The sequence below is a fragment of the Microcoleus sp. A006_D1 genome (assembly GCF_036702805.1).
In the GTDB taxonomy this organism is placed as follows: domain Bacteria; phylum Cyanobacteriota; class Cyanobacteriia; order Cyanobacteriales; family Microcoleaceae; genus Microcoleus.
Genome location: NZ_JAUBVZ010000014.1, coordinates 1 through 17,366, shown reverse-complemented (window position 1 = coordinate 17,366; position 17,366 = coordinate 1). Strand labels below are relative to the sequence as shown.

Genomic DNA, 17,366 nt, shown 5'->3' with positions numbered 1-17,366 from the left:
ATTTTCTACTTGTTAACTGTCTGACGCTTAATCGTAGTTTCTATAAATTCTAAAGTCTTGAAAATATTAGCAGCCGAGTGATATGATTCTCTGATTAGCTCATCTCTTTCTTCGGGAGAATCTACCATTTCATCTACTAGCAATTTCAGGTAAGCTATCATCGGAGTCAGGCGAGTGCGAATTTCGTAAGAACCTCTAATTAAAGCTTCATCGCGGGCGGTTTCTTCGGCAAACTGCACTGAATACAAGCGAGTGTAGTAACCTCCTTTTGCGAGCAATTCTTCGTGGGAGCCAATTTCTACTACTTGTCCGCGATCGATCACGGCGATTTTATCGGCTTTTTGGACTGTGGAGAGGCGGTGGGCGATCACTAAGGTTGTGCGATCGCAACTCAGTTTCTCGATCGCCGATTGCACGTATCTTTCCGAAACCGTATCCAGCGAACTCGTAGCCTCATCTAAAATTAAGATTTCCGGGTTTTGCAGCAAAGCTCTAGCAATGGAAATTCTCTGACGCTGCCCTCCCGATAATATCACACCGCGATCGCCAATTTGAGTATCCAACCCCTCCGGCAACAGTTCAATAAACTCATAAGCATTCGCCCCCTTCGCCGCTTCCACAATTTCTTCCTCAGTCGCTTGGGGCCTAGCATAAGCAATATTTTCGCGCACTGAAGCATTAAACAAAAACGTATCCTGGCTAACAATACCCATCGCTTTTCGGAGACTTTTCAGCTCAAATTCGCGCAAATCTATACCATCGATTGAGATGTAACCTTCAGTAGGATCGTAAAATCTCGGCAGTAAATCTGCCAATGTTGACTTACCAGAACCCGAAGTTCCTACCAAAGCCAAAGTAGTGCCGTGAGGTAGAAATAAATCAATTCCTTGCAGAACTAAAGTTTTGTGATTCGGATAACTAAAAGATACTTTATTAAAATGAATTCCCGATCGCAAATGAGTGTATGGCACAGAACCGTTCAGCATAAACGGCTTATCATCGCAGCTCAAAAAATCATTGACCACCTCTACACTAGCCGACGTATTTGCAAATTGACTGCGCCCGCTGTTCAACTGAGAAATCAAAGGAATCAATCGAAAAAGTACCAATAAATAGGTCAGCAAAACAGTAGAAATAGACTCGATTTCATTTGCAAATATTGTGCGACCTATAAAAACAATCAAAATAATAACTATCAAATTAACAACTTCGTTAATTGGGGCAATTGCCGCATAGTTTACCTGAGCCTGAAAATCCGCTTGTTCTCGCCTTTGAATCAAATGCTTGATCCGCTGATATTCCCTTTCCTCGTTCCCTGTTGACTTGACCAGCCGAATCCCAGTCATGGTTTCGAGCACCCTAACCGAATAATCTTTCGACATTTCAGAAAGCAGATGACCAAAATACTTGGAACGGTTAATAATATATTGATTTGTCCAAGCAACTAACGCTAGCAGAACTGTAGCTGTCACCGTCAGTTTCCACGAAATAGAAAGCAGCAAGCCCACAAACACCAAAACGGTGATTGAGGTAGTAAACATTCCAGTCGCCGTACCAACTGCACCAGCAGTCCGGCTAATTTCTCCGCCCAATCTATTAATTAAATCCCCGACTTTAGTTTTAGAGTAAAAATCTAAATCTACTTCTAACAACAACCGCAAACCTGCTTCTCGCAAATCAAAAGTCAGAGAGCGTGTCAGAGAAGTAGCTACTAAAGTATTGATATAACTCGCAATATTTTTCAAAATAATTGTGAGAACAATCGCCCCTGTCATCAACATCAAACGCTGATTTTGGGGCATTCCCTCAAAGGGATACATCAAAGTTTTAATTAGAGGTGGAGCGCCGCGCAGCTCGATAGCTTCACCCAAAAAACTTAAAAGCACTGGTACAATCAGAGTAGTGCTGATACCGCTGAATAAAGCCCCAGAAAAGCCCAGCATCACAGTTGACAGAATCCTGCCGGGATATCGTCTGGCAAATTTTAGGAGTAGCTTATTGGCAGACATGAAGCATTCCCAGCTAAACAGTACGGCATCTCAAAATATTCTTTAATTACAGCCAGTTTTTCTTTCTCCATTCAGTCGCTTAAATGTCACATCAATATACCTGCAATTATATCTGAAAGTATCGGTGCCATTGCTTGAATGCTATATTTTTTCACGCATCTTTCCCGAGCTTTCATTCCTTGCAAATTTGCCGATGGCAAATGTTGAAATATCCATTGAATTTTTTGGGAAATTTGAGCAGGAGAACTCGGCTCGACTAAATAACCGGTTCCCCCTAAAATTGCTGGAATATCCCCCACTCGCGTAGACAAAACAGGCTTAGCCATTGCCATGCCATCTGTCAGCTTGAGCGGAAACTGAGCCACCGCTGTGAGAGTCTCTCGCTGAGGAACAACGACAACGTGAGCCGCCGCCACAACTTCAGGCATCGTCTCGACAGGAAACTTTGGCAGTTTAACAATCCAACGCCCCCATTGTTTCACAAGTTTATCATCATAATCATCATAAGGACTTCCGCCGACGATCGCTAATTTTAAATCTGGCTCATTTAACTGTTCCAGGGCCATCAAAACATCCTCAACACCTTTGTGAGGTCGCGGCGCCCCGGGAAACATCAAAACTCTATACCCAGACAAGCCATAACGCTGTCTGCTCAATTCAGGATTGTATTTAGCAGGGTCGAACATTTCAGTATCCTTGCCATTAGGCAAATATACACCACCAAAACGCTGTTTCAAAAACTCAGTATCGACGGTGACGGCATCAGCGCGAGAAACTAAACTTTCCATCCACTTGACATATAGCGGATGATCTGGTTTTCTCAACTGACCATTTTGTTTGAAAATATCTCGATAAAGTTGTTTAAAAGAAGGACTATATTTCCATTCATCTCCACCGAACCAGCTAAGTTCCCAGTCATCTATATCTAAAATGAGAGGGCGGCGAGTATCTAGTTTTTTTAGCAAAGATAAACCAAAGCTTGTAGGTTTAGGTTTTACCGCATAAATAATATCCCCATCTATGTTTTTCAAAACTTTTTGAGCATCCAGCAAAAACCCCGGATAGTTTCTCCCCGGTATTGCACGTAGCGGGATGCCTCTGGGAGGAATAGCATACAATTCCTTGCCAAACAGAAATCCTATAACTTCAACGTCATAATTAAGCTCGATCAGGACTTGAGCTAGGAGAAAAGCACGAATTGCACCTCCTCCCGACAAATCGCTCACCACTAATGAAACTTTCACTTGGCAATTTTTATTAAAAAAGTTGCTTTATTCTCCTACTTAATCGAGCTTTTGTCAAGGTTAGCAAAGCAAAAAATACTTTTTTCAGGGAAATCCTCGGATCTTTTAAGGCTAAAGCATCTGTGATTTCTTGTCTTAATTTGGTTGCTGCTGACGCAGTTCGCAAATAAAGCTCTGGATGAATTAAGGAAAGCTGAAAGACGTTAGTTCTCTCGGCTGCTTTTTGTAAAACTGGATTTGTTGTTAAATATTCCACTTTGGCAAATATAAGTATATTCTGGGCGTAGTACCATTTAACTCGCTCGTTTTGCCATATTTTACTTCTCACGCAGTCAATCGCCACATATCCTTGCGCTTGAAAGAGTTTCGCCCAATAGTCTGGCCACTGTTCGTTTACGTGATTTGTTCCCCCTTGAAATGGTACGGCGGCAGAGAATAAAATAACTGGGCCTAGCTTCACTAAAGACTCTACAAATACCCGGGCGCATTCAGAGGGTAAGTGTTCGGCCACTTCTAAGGAAATTACTAAATCAAATTGTTGTTCAATCGGCAAAGGTTGGGTTAAATCTAATGCTAAAAAGTTGGCAGCGGGGATTTCTAACATTTGTGGGTCAACCCAATCACCGTCGATTCCCAAGATATCTGTAACGCCGTATTCTTGGAATGCTGACAGCCAAGTACCTGTGCCACAACCGACATCAATTACTCGCTTTGGCTGCACGAATTCCCAAAGAATCGGAATGATTTCTTTGGCTGATTCTTGGGAGGTTTTTTGCAAGTATTGATATAATTCTTTGCTATAATGTTGCACGGCAGCTAAGTACAAATAAACATTAGATAAATGTAGGAGACCGGTTGAAACCGCCGTCTTTTTATTTTAAGCGCCAGGGGTTATTAATTTGATTTGGTAAAAATATTTTAGCGGTGCGATCGACTATTCGAGTAAAAAGCGATCGCGTGACGTTCTTTGCGTACTGCGGGCGGTAGGGATAAGTGCAGTGCATGACTTTAATCGGTTTGTCGGTAGCCGCATAAACATCTTTCCACTTATCCAAATAGTTGTAAACAGGGGATAAAGTTTTCATTTTCGGTTTGACTGATTCAACAGCAGCAGCAAAAGCACCTTGATCTTTCAACAGTAGCACATTTTGATGGGCAACTACTATCTCGAAATATTTCTGGAAATTTTGGAAAAATTCGTAATTTTTACTACTTTTCGTAAAAGCGATAAATCCGCCATTGTATTGAATGCTATTTTCGTTTAGCGGCAATCCGACAGACTGCAAAGTTGACAGAATATCTTGCTTAACTCTTAATAAATTGGCTGCTTTAGCAATCGCTGGCTGCACATCTTCCGTCACCAACAAATCCACCTCGTCAAGATAGTCGAAAACCTCATCTATTGGCGACAGCAAACAAATATCGCAATCCATATAAATAGTCTTGTCAAACACAGATTCCCCGTACAAAGCCAGCTTAGCTTGCCGCGACGCTAAAACAGGATTTTCGTGAGAGGGTGCAGGTTTCAATATGACATTTCCAAATACCTGAAGTAAAGGATATAAAATTTGAGGTACTCTATCGATTAAAATAATAATTGGTTCCCTGTGAAACTTCCTGACAGAAGCCAGAAAATGGATGCAATCTTGGAACGAGTAAAGACCGGTTAAAATAGTGATAAATCCCTTGCTTTCTAATTTCATCAAAAAATTAAAGAATCTAGCTTGTCCAGAATTTCCGCATCTTGTTTCATGTCAAATTTGCGCGCAAAGTGAAAGTTGCCGTTAGTAATTGTCGCATAATCTTGCACGGTCAGCATTCTGGGCGAACCTGCGACTGCATTGGTATAATCAATATAACGTTTGTCGTCATTCACTAAATTTAAGTTTTGATTGTTGACCAAGATAGTCTGCACGAAAGACTCTTCGGGAACTACTGTTTTTTGGTAGTAATCCACAAAATCTGGGCGATTATTCACAAAATTTTTGATATATGCAACGCACTTTCTAGAAAGAGTATACCACGCCCAGCCGCCGTAGCAAATAAACCGATCGCTAAATAAGGGCGATCGGCGCGGTATCCCCACCAGCGGGCCGTAAGTCAGGTAAAATTGCAGCGGAGTCAATGTTTTTACCGCCCGCAATTGCTGAAACTCTTTCAAAAAACTGTAACTCCAGCGCCCAGGAATTCGCCAGTAACGGCAATAATACCGCTTGAATCCCTTCTGTTTGTCCCAAGGTATTCCCTCAGCCAAAACATCCCAATACCGGATAAAACCATCCGCGTCAGTTTTCGCGAGAAAATCCTCGGTTTTTGATAGCGGTTGAGTCGGATAATCTTGGCCGGTCAAATTAATCAGCCAGTCAAAATCAGAATTATTTGCAAACAACCAGTTGACAGCATTTAAATAGGGTTGAACTTGACAAGAAAAATCACCGCGAATTAAATGTTTTTGATTTTTCAATAAATGAATATCTGACAAATCTTGCAGCGGATTTAAGTCTAAATCGCACCTGTTAAAATTATGATTTATCAGAATTTGAGAATTAGGACTCGATTTTTTGATGGTGCGAATCAGGCGATAAATTTGTTGGGGATTTTGATGGGTTTGGATAAAATAGCAAATTTTCACGGCTATTTCTCAGAGACAAATTGATTCATGCGACTTTGTAGGCGGTTTGCTTTCAAAATTAGATAGCGGCGGGTTAAAAATATTTGCTGCTGCCAAATTGACGCGGTACACCAGCGGTAATAAGCAGGAACAGCTACGTTTGTCAAAAAATTGCGCCACTGCCAAGTAATCTGGGGATTTCCTGTTTCCTGCGCTCTGATTCTACCATTTTCGATCATTGCCCGCCGCAAATTTCGATCGCCCCGCAGCATCTCAACAGCAGCAATTGCCTCCTCTGGCGAAGCTACTTCGATGTAATCGAGTGCACTTTGGCGTTCGCTGCGGTATGCAGATTCGCGTCCCAGAACAGCGGGAATGCCTGTATGCCAAGCGTTAATCAATTTCGAGGCAGGTTTCGAGTCAAAAGTCTGTGCAGCCTCAAAACTGCGAACAGCCACGATGACATCTACTTTACTGTAATCGTGCCAGCGATCGCACGCCACGACTTCCCAGCCCAAACCCAAAGCGCCGAGTTTTTCTGCCCAACAAGGTGCTTGCAATTGGGGTGCTAGAGTTCCTGCAACGCCGAAGAAAGCCGCTTTTTCAAAGATTTCGCCCCGGCTGGGGTCGCGGGGAATCAACCCGGGTTGCAGCCAAAATTTGAGCGGATGACAATGCCATAAATTGGGCGATCGACTAAATAGCGGATCGCGATCGTTCTGTACCAATTGCAACTGAGCATAAGGGTGAGGTTCTCTATCTACTTTAATACAAACAATCAGCAAATTTGGCAGAGGTTGTAAATTATCGGATAAAAAATCTCGATGGGATACCACGATGCCTTCATCCGGCATAAAATCTATTAATTGACACGGCAATCCGTCCGCTTTCAAATAAAGATAAGTTTGCAGAGTCCAATCATACTTTCCTCGGCCGTACCTGCTGCCCCAAAAACTCATCCACTGCCAGTATTCCTCAGGACTTTGCGGCAAATCTCCCACAGGCCACTGGCTTTTAGGAATATAAAAATAAATCGGTGGTAAACTCTCATTCATTCCATCCACCCTGCAATTGGGCACTTATTTATCAAGGGGGCAGGACACGGCAGTGCCGTGTCCCTACGGTATTTCATGCGATTGAAAACTAGCTATATTCTATTTTACTTCCTTCACTGCGTCCAATCCCAAAAACTCTCGTTCCAGTTATCTCGATAATTAAAAAATTCTTGCCAATCATAAAACTGCACAAAATCTTTTATGTTAATTGTTTTGCCGACATCTCTAATCATGTAAAGAGGTTTTTCCCCGTAAAAAGCAGCCCACATCGTATAACTGCTAGGCGGCCCGACAATATAGTCGCACTTTGACAAAACATAAATATCTTCGATTAAATCACCGCTACCAAAAACACAGTTAAAACTTTTAAATAAACTCGGTTCTTGCTGGAGATTAGAACAAATTAAAAATTTAATATTATTTCGTGAAAATAGCTGAGCGATTGCGTTCATCACCTCGATATATTGGTCGATTGTATAAAAGTATCTCCCGTTTTGGTGCTGCGCGTAATCTCCTTGACGGATGTGAATTCCGACGATTGTGTCGGCGCTGTTTTTGATATTTGAAATCAGATTGTCTGGATGAGTTGTATATCGCGGTAATGGCGTCAAGTACGCTCGAATTTGGTCGGCGTACTTGCACAACTGGGGCGTATCTTCGACAAACCAGCCATCTCGAAATAGCCAGCCTTGAAAACAAACATTTGAACCGGGCTTGATTTGTTGGCTGGCTTGATATTTGCTCCAACTAAAAGGTTTTTCTCGGCTAATTTCTTGGATTTTTAATACTTGCTTATTGCTTAAATACTTGATAAACTTATAATATTTACTCCTGATAAATTTGTTGCCAGGTGCGGTAAAATATGGCGGAGGATAACAGCACAATAAATCTTTCGCAGTTCCTGTAAAGTATTCTGCATATTCCTCAAACGCCGGATTGATTACAGTCAAGTTATGCTCGATCGCCCAAGCGATGAAATTAGCGAACAGCAGCAGTCTGTTGCCGAGTTGTCCCGATTTGGCAGAGATGATTAACATATTTTTTGTTAAATTAAGGTGCGCGTAATGCGCGCACCCTCAAGACTAAGCGTGATGGCGTTTTTTGTGCCAGTGCCAAGCGTGAGTTAGAATATCCTTAATGTCGGGATATTCTGGAGACCAACCCAAGGTTTTGATGGCTTTCTCGCTGCTGCCAACTAAAGCAGGCGGGTCTCCCGGACGCCGATCGCACTCAACGGCCTTTATCTCTTTTCCCGTCACTTGGCGAGCCGTTTCGATCACCTCTTTCACCGAAAATCCGCCGCCGTTACCTAAATTAAAGAAATCAGATTTGCCGCCATTGAGCAAATATTCCAATCCCAAAATGTGAGCCGACGCCAAATCGTTGACGTGGATGTAATCGCGGATGCAAGTACCGTCTGGAGTATCGTAATCCGTGCCAAAAATTGCGATCGAATCTCGTTTCCCCAAAGCAGCTAACAACACCAATGGAATCAGGTGAGTTTCTGGATTGTGATCCTCTCCCAACAACCCGTTCGGATCGGCTCCAGCCGCGTTAAAATAGCGGAAACAAACAGACTTAAAATTGTAAGCAGCGTCAAAATCCGATAAAATCCGTTCTACCATTAACTTAGTAGCACCGTAGGGATTGATCGGATTTTGTGGGTGGTTTTCTGTGAGCGGGATTTGCTCAGGTACGCCATAGGTCGCGCAAGTAGAAGAAAACACAAATTTTTGCACGCCAGCAGTCATCATCGCTTCTAAAAGTGTAATAGTGCCGATGACGTTGTTGCGGTAATATTTGGCTGGATCGGTAACAGATTCGCCCACGTAAGCGTAAGCCGAAAAGTGCATTACCGCAGCAATATCGTGGCTGGCGAACAGGTTGTCGAGCAGAGCGCGATCGTTGGTATCGCCAACTACCAACTCTACCTGCAAAACCTGCTCTACTAAATCTCGGTGCCCGTACACTAAATTATCTAAAATTACCACGCCGTAACCCGCGTTTTTTAGCGCTAATACTGCGTGAGATCCAATATATCCTGCTCCGCCCGTCACCAAAATAGTTGGTTTTTCTGTACTCATTTTATTCGGGGTTGTTTTGTCACTGCAACTGTCGATTATATTGTAAATTTACCACAAAGAATTGGTTTAAAGCCGGAACCCTTTGAGGAAGAAATTAAAAGAAGACTATTCATTGCTTCAATCCTCGGACTTCCAGATTAAGTGCTGTCAACTGTCAACTGTCAACTGTCAACTGTCAACTGTCAACTGTCAACTGAAAAGTTCAATCGATAAACTTGAGGCGACCAATTTGGATATAATCAAATATCCGATTGATTTGATGTCGATCCTCTTCGGAAATTTTATCATCAGACAGGATGGTCGAGGTCAAAACTAAATGTTCGCGGCGAGCAATCTTGCCAGACGCTACAATCCGCTCGACCATTTGAGAAATTGTTAAGTTGGATTTGTTTTGAGATGTTCGCATTTATTCGATCGCACTTGTGTCACAATAGTCAAACTCGATGGCAGTTGTTGACCCCAAAATGGTGCATACCACCGCCACCAATTTGTTCAACAGCAGAAATGTCTGAGAGTTTTACATCCAAAGATAGATGCGCGGAGTTGAGAATTCAGCGTTGTGCTTTGGGATACCGTTGACCCTAATTCAAGTGTATAATATTTTTGCTAGAGAGGCATTTTTCGATGCAGGTTTATCGGATTCCGGTACTGTCGGACAATTACATTTTTTTGCTGCACGACGCCGATCGCAACATAGCAGCAGTCGTCGATCCAGCCCAAGCAGAACCGGTCTTGCAGCAAGTGCGATCGCTCGGAGCCGAATTGACAGCAATTTTCAACACGCACCACCACAGCGACCACGTAGGCGGCAACCAGCAACTGATCGCTCGCTATCCCCAACTTAAAGTTTACGGCGGCGCCGAAGACCGAGGCAGAATTCCCGGACAACAAGTATTTTTACACGGGGGCGATCGAGTTGAATTTGCTGGCAGAACCGCCTCCATCTTGTTCGTACCCGGCCACACAAAAGCTCACATAGCCTACTATTTCCCGCCCAGCAACCCAGGGGAAACCGGCGAACTGTTCTGCGGCGACACTTTATTTGCCGGAGGCTGCGGCAGACTGTTTGAAGGCACTCCCGCTCAAATGGTAGCCTCCCTCGAACAATTGCGAAACTTGCCGGACAATACCAGAGTTTGGTGCGCCCACGAATACACGCAGAAAAACTTGGAATTTGCGATCGGCGTAGACAGCGACAATCTCGATTTGCAGCGGCGCTGGGGCGAAGTCAAAGCAGCCCGCAGCCTCCAGCAACCTACAGTACCATCATCGATCGGCCTGGAAAAAAGCACAAACCCATTTTTGCGCTGGGATTTTCCCAACCTCCAATCAGCCGCCAACACCAGCGATCCAGTCCAAACCTTCGCTCGATTGCGCGGCATGAAAGATCGATTTTGATCTTAATGTTTTTGCTTCTTCAGGTAACTCTTAAACTTGATTGTCGGCTCCCTCAACCACGGCTCTAACCTTCTGTATTTTTGCTGAAAGCTCGACAGCCAATCAGAGTTATTTTGAATCTTTGGCATTTCGTCCTTAAACGGTGTCAGAGACAACATATCCAGCCATAATTGATTGGGAGTAGAGCTTTCCCACGGTTTCGGTTTCGACATAAAGTGCATCACTTTAGTTGACATATCTTCTGTATTGTCGTTGTTCCACATTCGATCTAATTGCTTCCACCTTCCGGCTAACACTGAATTTAATGCACCCTGATCGTGATCGCCCCAAAGATTTGCATGAGAATTTTGGAGCAGCTTTTCGGAAAGTTGCTCTTGCTCCCACAGCTTCATGTTGTAAACTAAAACGCCAGCATTGAAATAAGGATTTCGATCTAGAGAATTGTTGGGATTTCCCCAGACATTAGCTGCGGCGGCGATCGGCATTGTTTCCAAATCTAAATTCCACAGCGGCTCTAAGCTTCCCAGCACAATCGTGTCCGTGTCGAGCCAAATCAGCCTTTCTGTTGCTTGGGTATATTTTCCCGGCTCCAATCTCACGTAACTAAGTTTAGAACCAAACAGTGACAGAAGTTTGTCATAATTAGATTGAAATTCTTGCCAGTCAATCTCGTATTTGCAGCAATTCTGTAACCGTTCCTTTTGCTGTGCGTCTATCCCGCTACAGACAATGCTAATTTTTACCTGGTGTTCCCCAGATTTGGTAACATTGAGATCTATAGATTTGAGCAGTGCTGCCAATCCCAGAATGTAGTTGCGATCGCCGGCCATGAATAGGTGCATTGAATTAATATTGTGAAAGTAATAAAAGTCAAAGGCGCCGACTCAAACCTAGCAAAAATGCTAGTACGGTGGCAAGTAGGGGGTCATAGATGGGGATAAAAACCGATCGCCAATTAACCGCCCAGACGAAGATAACCGTGCCACAACCGTCGCTCAGGTGGCTCTCAAGAAACCGGGTTTCTAGTTACCTGCGCGCAAGTTCGAGGGGCTCACCCTAGCAGGTGAGACCGATCTCTGAGTTGAAACAGCCAGAAAATTGCCTCATCTTTGCTGCATCTGGCAACTGGTGAAGAAGTCGGACTCTGGTATAAAATAAACACTCAAGAAATTTACATTCCTTTAGGACAATTGACATCCCCCTGAAGTATGAATTGTCGCCCTGCTGACATCAAAAGTTCTCCTGACTTACGATCTCCTTATAATTATTGATGAGCGCGATCGCCTAGACCACAATTAAAACGACCGTTGTTAGAAACTGATGCAAAATCCAGGCAATACTGAACCCCAACCGCAAATCGACCCCTCTGTGTCAACGGATTCTAACAAAGCGCTGTATCCAAACGCGTTATTGCCAACAGATTTAGGGATGGTTCTGCAATTGGCAGACGGCAGCATTCAGGGCTGCAATCCTCGCGCCCAGGAACTCTTGGGGATGACAGCAGAACAGATGCAGGGCAACTCTTCAATAAACTGCCCGTGGCAAACTGTGCGCGAAGATGGCTCGGATTTTCCCGGGGAGACGCATCCGGCGATGGTGACGCTGCAAACCGGGCAGCCATGCTCAAATATCATCATGGGATTCTATCAGCCGCAGGGAGAATTGATTTGGTTGAAGCTGAATTCTCAACCTTTATTTCAGGGAGATCGATCGACTCCCTACGCTGTAGTTACCACCTTCACGGCGATCGCTCAACCTCAGCCACAAGCAGTCACTCACGCGCCCGCTACACAACTGTCAGACACCCTCGAAAGTATTTCCGACGGCTTCTTTGCTTTGGATCGAGACTGGCGATTTACCTACGTTAATTCCCAAGCGGCGCGGTGGCTGAATCGACTCCCGTCCGATTTGATTGGCAACAGCGTTTGGGAAGAGTTTCCCGAATCTGCGGGCAGTTTGTTCGAGCAGGAATACCTGCGCTGCGCCAGGGAGCAAGTTACAGTTAGTTTTGAATCTTTTTATCCGCCGCTGAATAGTTGGTATGCGGTACGAGCTTATCCGATCGCATCGGGACTTGCCGTTTATTTTCAAGATGTCACCGAACACAAAGCCGATCGGGCTGCTGTGATCGCCCAAGCGCAAGCGGCACACCAACAACTAGCAGAAATCGAGGCGATTTATGCTAGCGCGCCGATCGGACTTTGCTTTATTGATACCGACTTGCGATTTGTCCGCATCAACTCGCGCCTCGCAGAAATTAATGGAGTTCCAGCCGCCGCTCACATCGGTAAAACATTGCGCGAAATCTTATCACAACAAGCAGATGATTTAGAGCCGCTTTACCGACAAGTTATTGCCACGAAAGTTCCCCTCGAACAGCTCGAAATTCACGGGGAAAACTCGGCACAGCCTGGAGTAGAACGCGATTGGCTGTTGAGTCTCTATCCGCTCAAAGCCGAGGACGATCGCGTGCTGGGCGTGAATGTGACAGTGTACGAAATTACCGATCGCAAACAAGCAGAAGCAGCTTTGCGCGACTCCGAGGAACGCTACCGGACTTTGTTTGAGTCCCTAGACGAAGGTTTTTGCGTCATCGAAATGCTGTTTGACGACAACGAAAAGCCGATAAATTACCGCTTTTTGGAAGTCAATCCGGCCTTCGAGAGACAAACCGGACTCGTAGAAGCGGCGGGGAAAACGGCGCTAGAGCTCATTCCAGGACTCGAAGATTATTGGTTTGAGATGTACGGCAAAGTCGTGCTGACAGGGGAACCAGTGCGCTTTGAACACGTCTCGGAAGTGATGAACCGCTGGTTTGAGGTTTCGGCCTTCCGCACTCCTGAGCCGCACAGCCGCAAAGTCGCCATACTTTTCCAAGAAATCACCGATCGCAAACAGGCACAAAATCTCCTGCTGCAACAGTCCGAGCAAATGCGGCTATTCGTCAAACATTCGCCTGTGGGGGTGGCGATGTTTGACCGCCAGATGCGGTATATGCTGGTGAGCGATCGCTGGCTGGCAAATTACGGGCTCGGCGCTCAAAACGTTTTAGGTCGATCGCATTACGACATCTTTCCCAATTTACCCGATCGTTTAAAACAAATCCACCAGCGCTGTCTGGCGGGAGCAGTCGAAATGTGCAAAGAAGATCCGTTGCTCCGCGCTGATGGCTCGATCAAGTGGCTGCGCTGGGAAATTCACCCTTGGCGAACCAACAGCGGTGAGATTGGCGGGATCATGATTTTTTGCGAAGGAATCACCGATCGCAAAAACGCTGAACTCGCCCTGACGGAGGCCAAACAACAAGTCAGCAATATTATCGAAAGTATTACCGATGCCTTTATCGCGATCGACGCACAATGGCGCTATACCTACGTTAATAGCGCTGCTGAAAGACTGCTCGGTCGATCGAGAAACGACTTGTTAGGTCGATCAATCTGGGAGCTATTCTCCGCCGAGTCAGAATCCAATTCGATGCTATATCAAGAATTTCATCGAGTCGTTAACGAGCAAGTTTCTGTCAAGTTTGAAGAGTTTTCGCCGTCGCTCCAAATGTATATAGAAGTCAGCGCCTATCCAGCAGCCGAAGGACTTACGGCTTATTGGAGCGATATTAGCGATCGCAAACGCACTGAAGAAGAACTGCGGCAAAAAAATGCAATTTTGAACGTGATTAACGAGTCAGCGCCCACGCCAATTTTTGTCAAAGATCGAGAAGGATGTATTATTTATGCCAATCCAGCCACGCTTGAGGCACTGGGAAAACCTGCTGCTGAAGTAATTGGCCGGCGCGATCGCGATTTATACCCAATAGCTGAACTGGGAGCCGTCGTCTCGGAAAACGATCGGCGGATTATGGAATCTGGCCAAACAGAAGTAGTCGAAGAATCTCCCGATGGCATTCGGACATTCCTGGGAATGAAAGCTCCCTACCGCAATGAAGCGGGAGAAGTCATCGGCTTGATTGGCATTTCCAACGACATCACAAATCGCAAACGATCCGAAGTCGCGCTGCAAGAACAAACTAAGTTACTCCAAGTAATTATTGACAGTATTGGTGACGGTTTGATTCTCGCCAACCAACAAGGGGAGTTTGTGCTGTTTAACCAAGCAGCGGTGAAAATGTTCGGTCAGCTAACGAATGAAAAATCCTCTGAGGAATGGTCGAGCACCTACGGACTATTTTTGGCAGACCAAAAAACCCTTTTCCCCGACAATGAACTACCTCTAGCCAGAGCAATCAAAGGTGAATATGTCAATGATGTAGGGGTATTTGTCCGCCGCGAAAATTCCGAAGATCGCTGGATCAGTATCAGCGGTTATCCGGTGGTTGATACTAGCAACGAAATGACAGGCGGAGTGATTGTCTGTCGGGATATCACAGAACGCAAACAATCAGAAGCAGCGCTGCTTGAGAGCGAAGCACGATTCCGCTATATGGCAAACAACGCTCCATTTATGGTCTGGGTAACAGACTCCACAGGCTACTGCACTTTCTGGAGCGACAACTGGTATGAATTTACAGGTCAAACTCAGGAAACAGCTTTGGGATTTGGTTGGATAAACGCAGTGCATCCAGAAGACCGAGAACAGGCCATGAATGTATTTTTGAGGGCCAATGAACGCCACGAAGCTTACAGCACGGAATTTCGCGTGGGGCGCAAGGATGGCCGATATTCCTGGGTGCTGGATGCGGCTGCTCCCAGATTTACTGAAAGCGGACAATTTGAGGGTTTTATCGGTTCTGCGATCGACATTACAGAGCGCAAACAAGTGGAAACCGAGCGCGATATGGTTCTGCAATTGGAACAAACGGCGCGTGCCGAAGCCGAGCGAGCTAACCGGATTAAAGACGAGTTTCTGGCGGTGCTTTCTCACGAGTTGCGATCGCCCTTAAATCCGATTTTAGGCTGGTCGCAACTGCTGCGAGGCGGCAAGCTGAGCGCCGCTAAAACCACCAAAGCCTACGAGACGATCGAGCGCAACGCCCGACTGCAATCTCAACTAATCGAAGACTTGCTCGACGTGTCTCGGATTCTGCAAGGAAAACTCAGATTAACCGTCGCTCCGGTGAATGTCGCAACCATTATCTTATCTGCTTTGGAAACCGTGCAATTATCAGCCGAAACCAAGAAAATTCAAATTCAAACAATCTTAACTCCCCAGGTCGGGCAAGTTGTCGGCGATACAGGTCGCTTGCAGCAAATAGTGTGGAATTTGTTATCAAACGCGGTGAAATTCACGCCCGAAAACGGTCGAGTTGAAGTTAGATTAACACAAATTGAACACGAAGTTCAAATTCAAGTCGCAGATACGGGTAAAGGCATTGTTCCCGATTTCTTGCCCTATGTTTTTGAGCATTTTCGACAAGAAGACGGCGCGACTACTCGCAAATTTGGCGGCTTGGGATTAGGATTGGCGATCGTCCGCCAACTGATCGAACTTCACGGCGGAACCGTGTTTGCAGAAAGCCCCGGAGAAGGTCTAGGAGCGACGTTTACGGTGAGATTGCCACTATTAAATGATGATTCTAGCAGGCAGGAGGAGGCAGTCGTCAATTCGTCTCTGAGTCCCGATATTTCATCTTTGCCGCTCGCTGGATTGAGAATTTTGGTAGTAGATGATGAGCCGGACTCGCGAGATTTTGTCGCCTTCGTGCTACAGGAATCGGGTGCGGAGGTGATTTCCCTGTCATCTGCTGCTGAGGCGTTGCTGTCGATCGCCCAAACTGCACCGGATTTGCTCGTCAGCGACATCGGAATGCCGGAGATGGACGGATATATGCTGATCCATAGCATCCGCACTCAGCTTGCACCGCAGGCTCGGGAGTTGGTGGCGATCGCCGTAACGGCCTATGCTGGAGAAGCGAACGAGCGCCAAGTTTTGCAAGCCGGATTTGACAAACACTTATCGAAGCCGATCGATCCGAGTGAGTTAGTTGCAACTGTAGTGCGTGCGATCGGCGATCGGGCAAAAGATCGATCGTAGGTTCGATCGATCGGACTTCAGTCCTTCTTAATCAGGTTCGTAGTGAGCATTAGTGTCAACAATCGCCTGAAACTATAGAAAAATCTCGCTTTTATCCGAGTCCAGATCCCCCTAAATCCCCCTTAAAAAGGGGGACTTTGAGCGCTTCTTGTCCCCCCCTTGCTTTCGGGGGGCTAGGGGGGATCGAGGCCCTAATCGTCAGACAGTAGACTGAAACTACGTTTAACCTGGTTGCTGACACTTTCGGAGGGTTAAATCCGTTAAATCCGTTACAAAATCCGTTGCCGAACCTTCTTCCTTCTCCCTTGCGATCGCCACACAAACTTCGCTATTATAGAAAGTTGCAGTTAAAACCCACAAGCAAAGATCATGGCCAAGCGCGTCCAATTAGTTCTAAACAAAGATGTCAGCAAACTCGGCAAAGCTGGCGACGTAGTAGAAGTAGCCCCAGGCTACGCCCGCAACTACCTAGTACCCCAAGGAATGGGATTTAAAGCCACTCCAGGCATTCTCAAGCAAGCAGCGCGCCGCAGAGAAGAAGAAAGACTGCGCCAGCTAGAGCTCAAGCAGCAAGCTGAAGTCCGCAAAACCGCCCTGGAAGCAGCCGGGCCTTTCATCATCTCCAAGCAAGTCGGCGAAGGAGACGCGATTTTTGGTACTGTCACCAACCAAGAAGTAGCAGAGCTGATTTTCAACTCTACCAGTCAAGAAGTCGATCGACGCGGCATCACCCTACCCGAAATTCGCGGTACTGGTACATACAAAGCTGAAATCAAACTGCACGCAGATGTTACCGCTACAGTCGATCTTCAAGTTATCCCGATGTAATTGGGCATTGGGAATTGGGCATTGGGCATTGGGAATTGGGCATTGGGCATTGGGCATTGGGCATTGGGCATTGGGCATTGGGCATTGGGCATTGGGCATTGGGCATTGGGCATTGGGCATTGGGCATTGGGCATTGGGCATTGGGCATT

13 protein-coding genes are annotated in these 17,366 nt (G+C 45.7%); 3 read left to right on the top strand and 10 right to left on the bottom strand.

Features of this window, described 5'->3' with window-relative positions:
* Positions 1-5: 5 nt before the first annotated feature.
* From QUB68_RS22090 to QUB68_RS22050, 9 genes are all read right to left on the bottom strand, one after another.
* Positions 6-2,009, bottom strand: a complete 2,004-nt coding sequence (locus QUB68_RS22090; RefSeq protein ID WP_332996459.1) for an ABC transporter ATP-binding protein — start codon at positions 2,007-2,009, stop codon at positions 6-8.
* Between the two features lie 86 nt (positions 2,010-2,095).
* Positions 2,096-3,253, bottom strand: a complete 1,158-nt coding sequence (locus tag QUB68_RS22085) for a glycosyltransferase family 4 protein (RefSeq protein ID WP_332996456.1) — start codon at positions 3,251-3,253, stop codon at positions 2,096-2,098.
* A 13-nt stretch (positions 3,254-3,266) separates the two neighbouring features.
* The gene (locus QUB68_RS22080; protein ID WP_332996454.1) at positions 3,267-4,064 is read right to left on the bottom strand and encodes a class I SAM-dependent methyltransferase; all 798 of its coding nucleotides are present in this window, start codon (positions 4,062-4,064) and stop codon (positions 3,267-3,269) included.
* Positions 4,065-4,125: 61 nt separating this feature from the next.
* Positions 4,126-4,956, bottom strand: coding sequence for a hypothetical protein (locus QUB68_RS22075; RefSeq protein ID WP_332996452.1), 831 nt, complete (start codon positions 4,954-4,956; stop codon positions 4,126-4,128).
* Entirely contained in the window at positions 4,956-5,885 is a 930-nt protein-coding gene (locus QUB68_RS22070) for a beta-1,6-N-acetylglucosaminyltransferase (protein WP_332996450.1), read from the bottom strand. The genes QUB68_RS22075 and QUB68_RS22070 overlap by 1 nt, the downstream gene beginning before the upstream one ends.
* A 2-nt stretch (positions 5,886-5,887) precedes the next feature.
* Positions 5,888-6,919 (bottom strand): glycosyltransferase, encoded by a 1,032-nt coding sequence (locus tag QUB68_RS22065; protein ID WP_332996448.1) that lies wholly within the window; start codon positions 6,917-6,919, stop codon positions 5,888-5,890.
* Between the two features lie 113 nt (positions 6,920-7,032).
* Positions 7,033-7,956 carry an alpha-1,2-fucosyltransferase gene (locus tag QUB68_RS22060; protein ID WP_332996446.1) on the bottom strand — a complete coding sequence of 308 codons (924 nt, stop codon included), beginning with the start codon at positions 7,954-7,956 and terminating at the stop codon, positions 7,033-7,035.
* 45 nt (positions 7,957-8,001) lie between these two features.
* Entirely contained in the window at positions 8,002-9,003 is a 1,002-nt protein-coding gene (gene galE / locus QUB68_RS22055; protein WP_332996444.1) for a UDP-glucose 4-epimerase GalE, read from the bottom strand.
* A 202-nt stretch (positions 9,004-9,205) separates the two neighbouring features.
* Positions 9,206-9,409 carry a hypothetical protein gene (locus tag QUB68_RS22050; protein ID WP_332996442.1) on the bottom strand — a complete coding sequence of 68 codons (204 nt, stop codon included), beginning with the start codon at positions 9,407-9,409 and terminating at the stop codon, positions 9,206-9,208.
* 218 nt (positions 9,410-9,627) lie between these two features.
* Here QUB68_RS22050 and gloB point away from each other — a divergent pair, with 218 nt between their 5' ends.
* Entirely contained in the window at positions 9,628-10,401 is a 774-nt protein-coding gene (gloB, locus tag QUB68_RS22045; protein WP_332996440.1) for a hydroxyacylglutathione hydrolase, read from the top strand.
* A 2-nt stretch (positions 10,402-10,403) separates the two neighbouring features.
* Here the strand turns inward: gloB and QUB68_RS22040 are convergent, their stop codons facing one another.
* A complete protein-coding gene (locus QUB68_RS22040) occupies positions 10,404-11,243 on the bottom strand; it encodes a glycosyltransferase family 8 protein (protein WP_332996438.1) in 840 nt (279 codons plus the stop codon).
* 478 nt (positions 11,244-11,721) lie between these two features.
* On the opposite strand from QUB68_RS22040, the gene QUB68_RS22035 reads away from it, so the two are divergent.
* Positions 11,722-16,389 (top strand): PAS domain S-box protein, encoded by a 4,668-nt coding sequence (locus tag QUB68_RS22035; protein ID WP_442923114.1) that lies wholly within the window; start codon positions 11,722-11,724, stop codon positions 16,387-16,389.
* Positions 16,390-16,758: 369 nt separating this feature from the next.
* On the top strand, positions 16,759-17,217 hold the full coding sequence (gene rplI / locus QUB68_RS22030) for a 50S ribosomal protein L9 (RefSeq protein WP_332996434.1): 459 nt from the start codon (positions 16,759-16,761) through the stop codon (positions 17,215-17,217).
* The last annotated feature ends 149 nt before the right edge of the window (positions 17,218-17,366 follow it).

Excerpts from the sequence above, each read along its gene's own strand:
- QUB68_RS22090 (WP_332996459.1), bottom strand. The coding sequence starts at position 2,009 with ATGTCTGCCAATAAGCTACTCCTAAAATTTGCCAGACGATATCCCGGC.
- QUB68_RS22075 (WP_332996452.1), bottom strand. The coding sequence starts at position 4,956 with ATGAAATTAGAAAGCAAGGGATTTATCACTATTTTAACCGGTCTTTAC.
- QUB68_RS22065 (WP_332996448.1), bottom strand. The coding sequence starts at position 6,919 with ATGAATGAGAGTTTACCACCGATTTATTTTTATATTCCTAAAAGCCAG.
- QUB68_RS22060 (WP_332996446.1), bottom strand. The coding sequence starts at position 7,956 with ATGTTAATCATCTCTGCCAAATCGGGACAACTCGGCAACAGACTGCTG.
- galE (WP_332996444.1), bottom strand. The coding sequence starts at position 9,003 with ATGAGTACAGAAAAACCAACTATTTTGGTGACGGGCGGAGCAGGATAT.
- QUB68_RS22050 (WP_332996442.1), bottom strand. The coding sequence starts at position 9,409 with ATGCGAACATCTCAAAACAAATCCAACTTAACAATTTCTCAAATGGTC.
- gloB (WP_332996440.1), top strand. The coding sequence starts at position 9,628 with ATGCAGGTTTATCGGATTCCGGTACTGTCGGACAATTACATTTTTTTG.
- QUB68_RS22040 (WP_332996438.1), bottom strand. The coding sequence starts at position 11,243 with ATGCACCTATTCATGGCCGGCGATCGCAACTACATTCTGGGATTGGCA.
- QUB68_RS22035 (WP_442923114.1), top strand. The coding sequence starts at position 11,722 with ATGCAAAATCCAGGCAATACTGAACCCCAACCGCAAATCGACCCCTCT.
- rplI (WP_332996434.1), top strand. The coding sequence starts at position 16,759 with ATGGCCAAGCGCGTCCAATTAGTTCTAAACAAAGATGTCAGCAAACTC.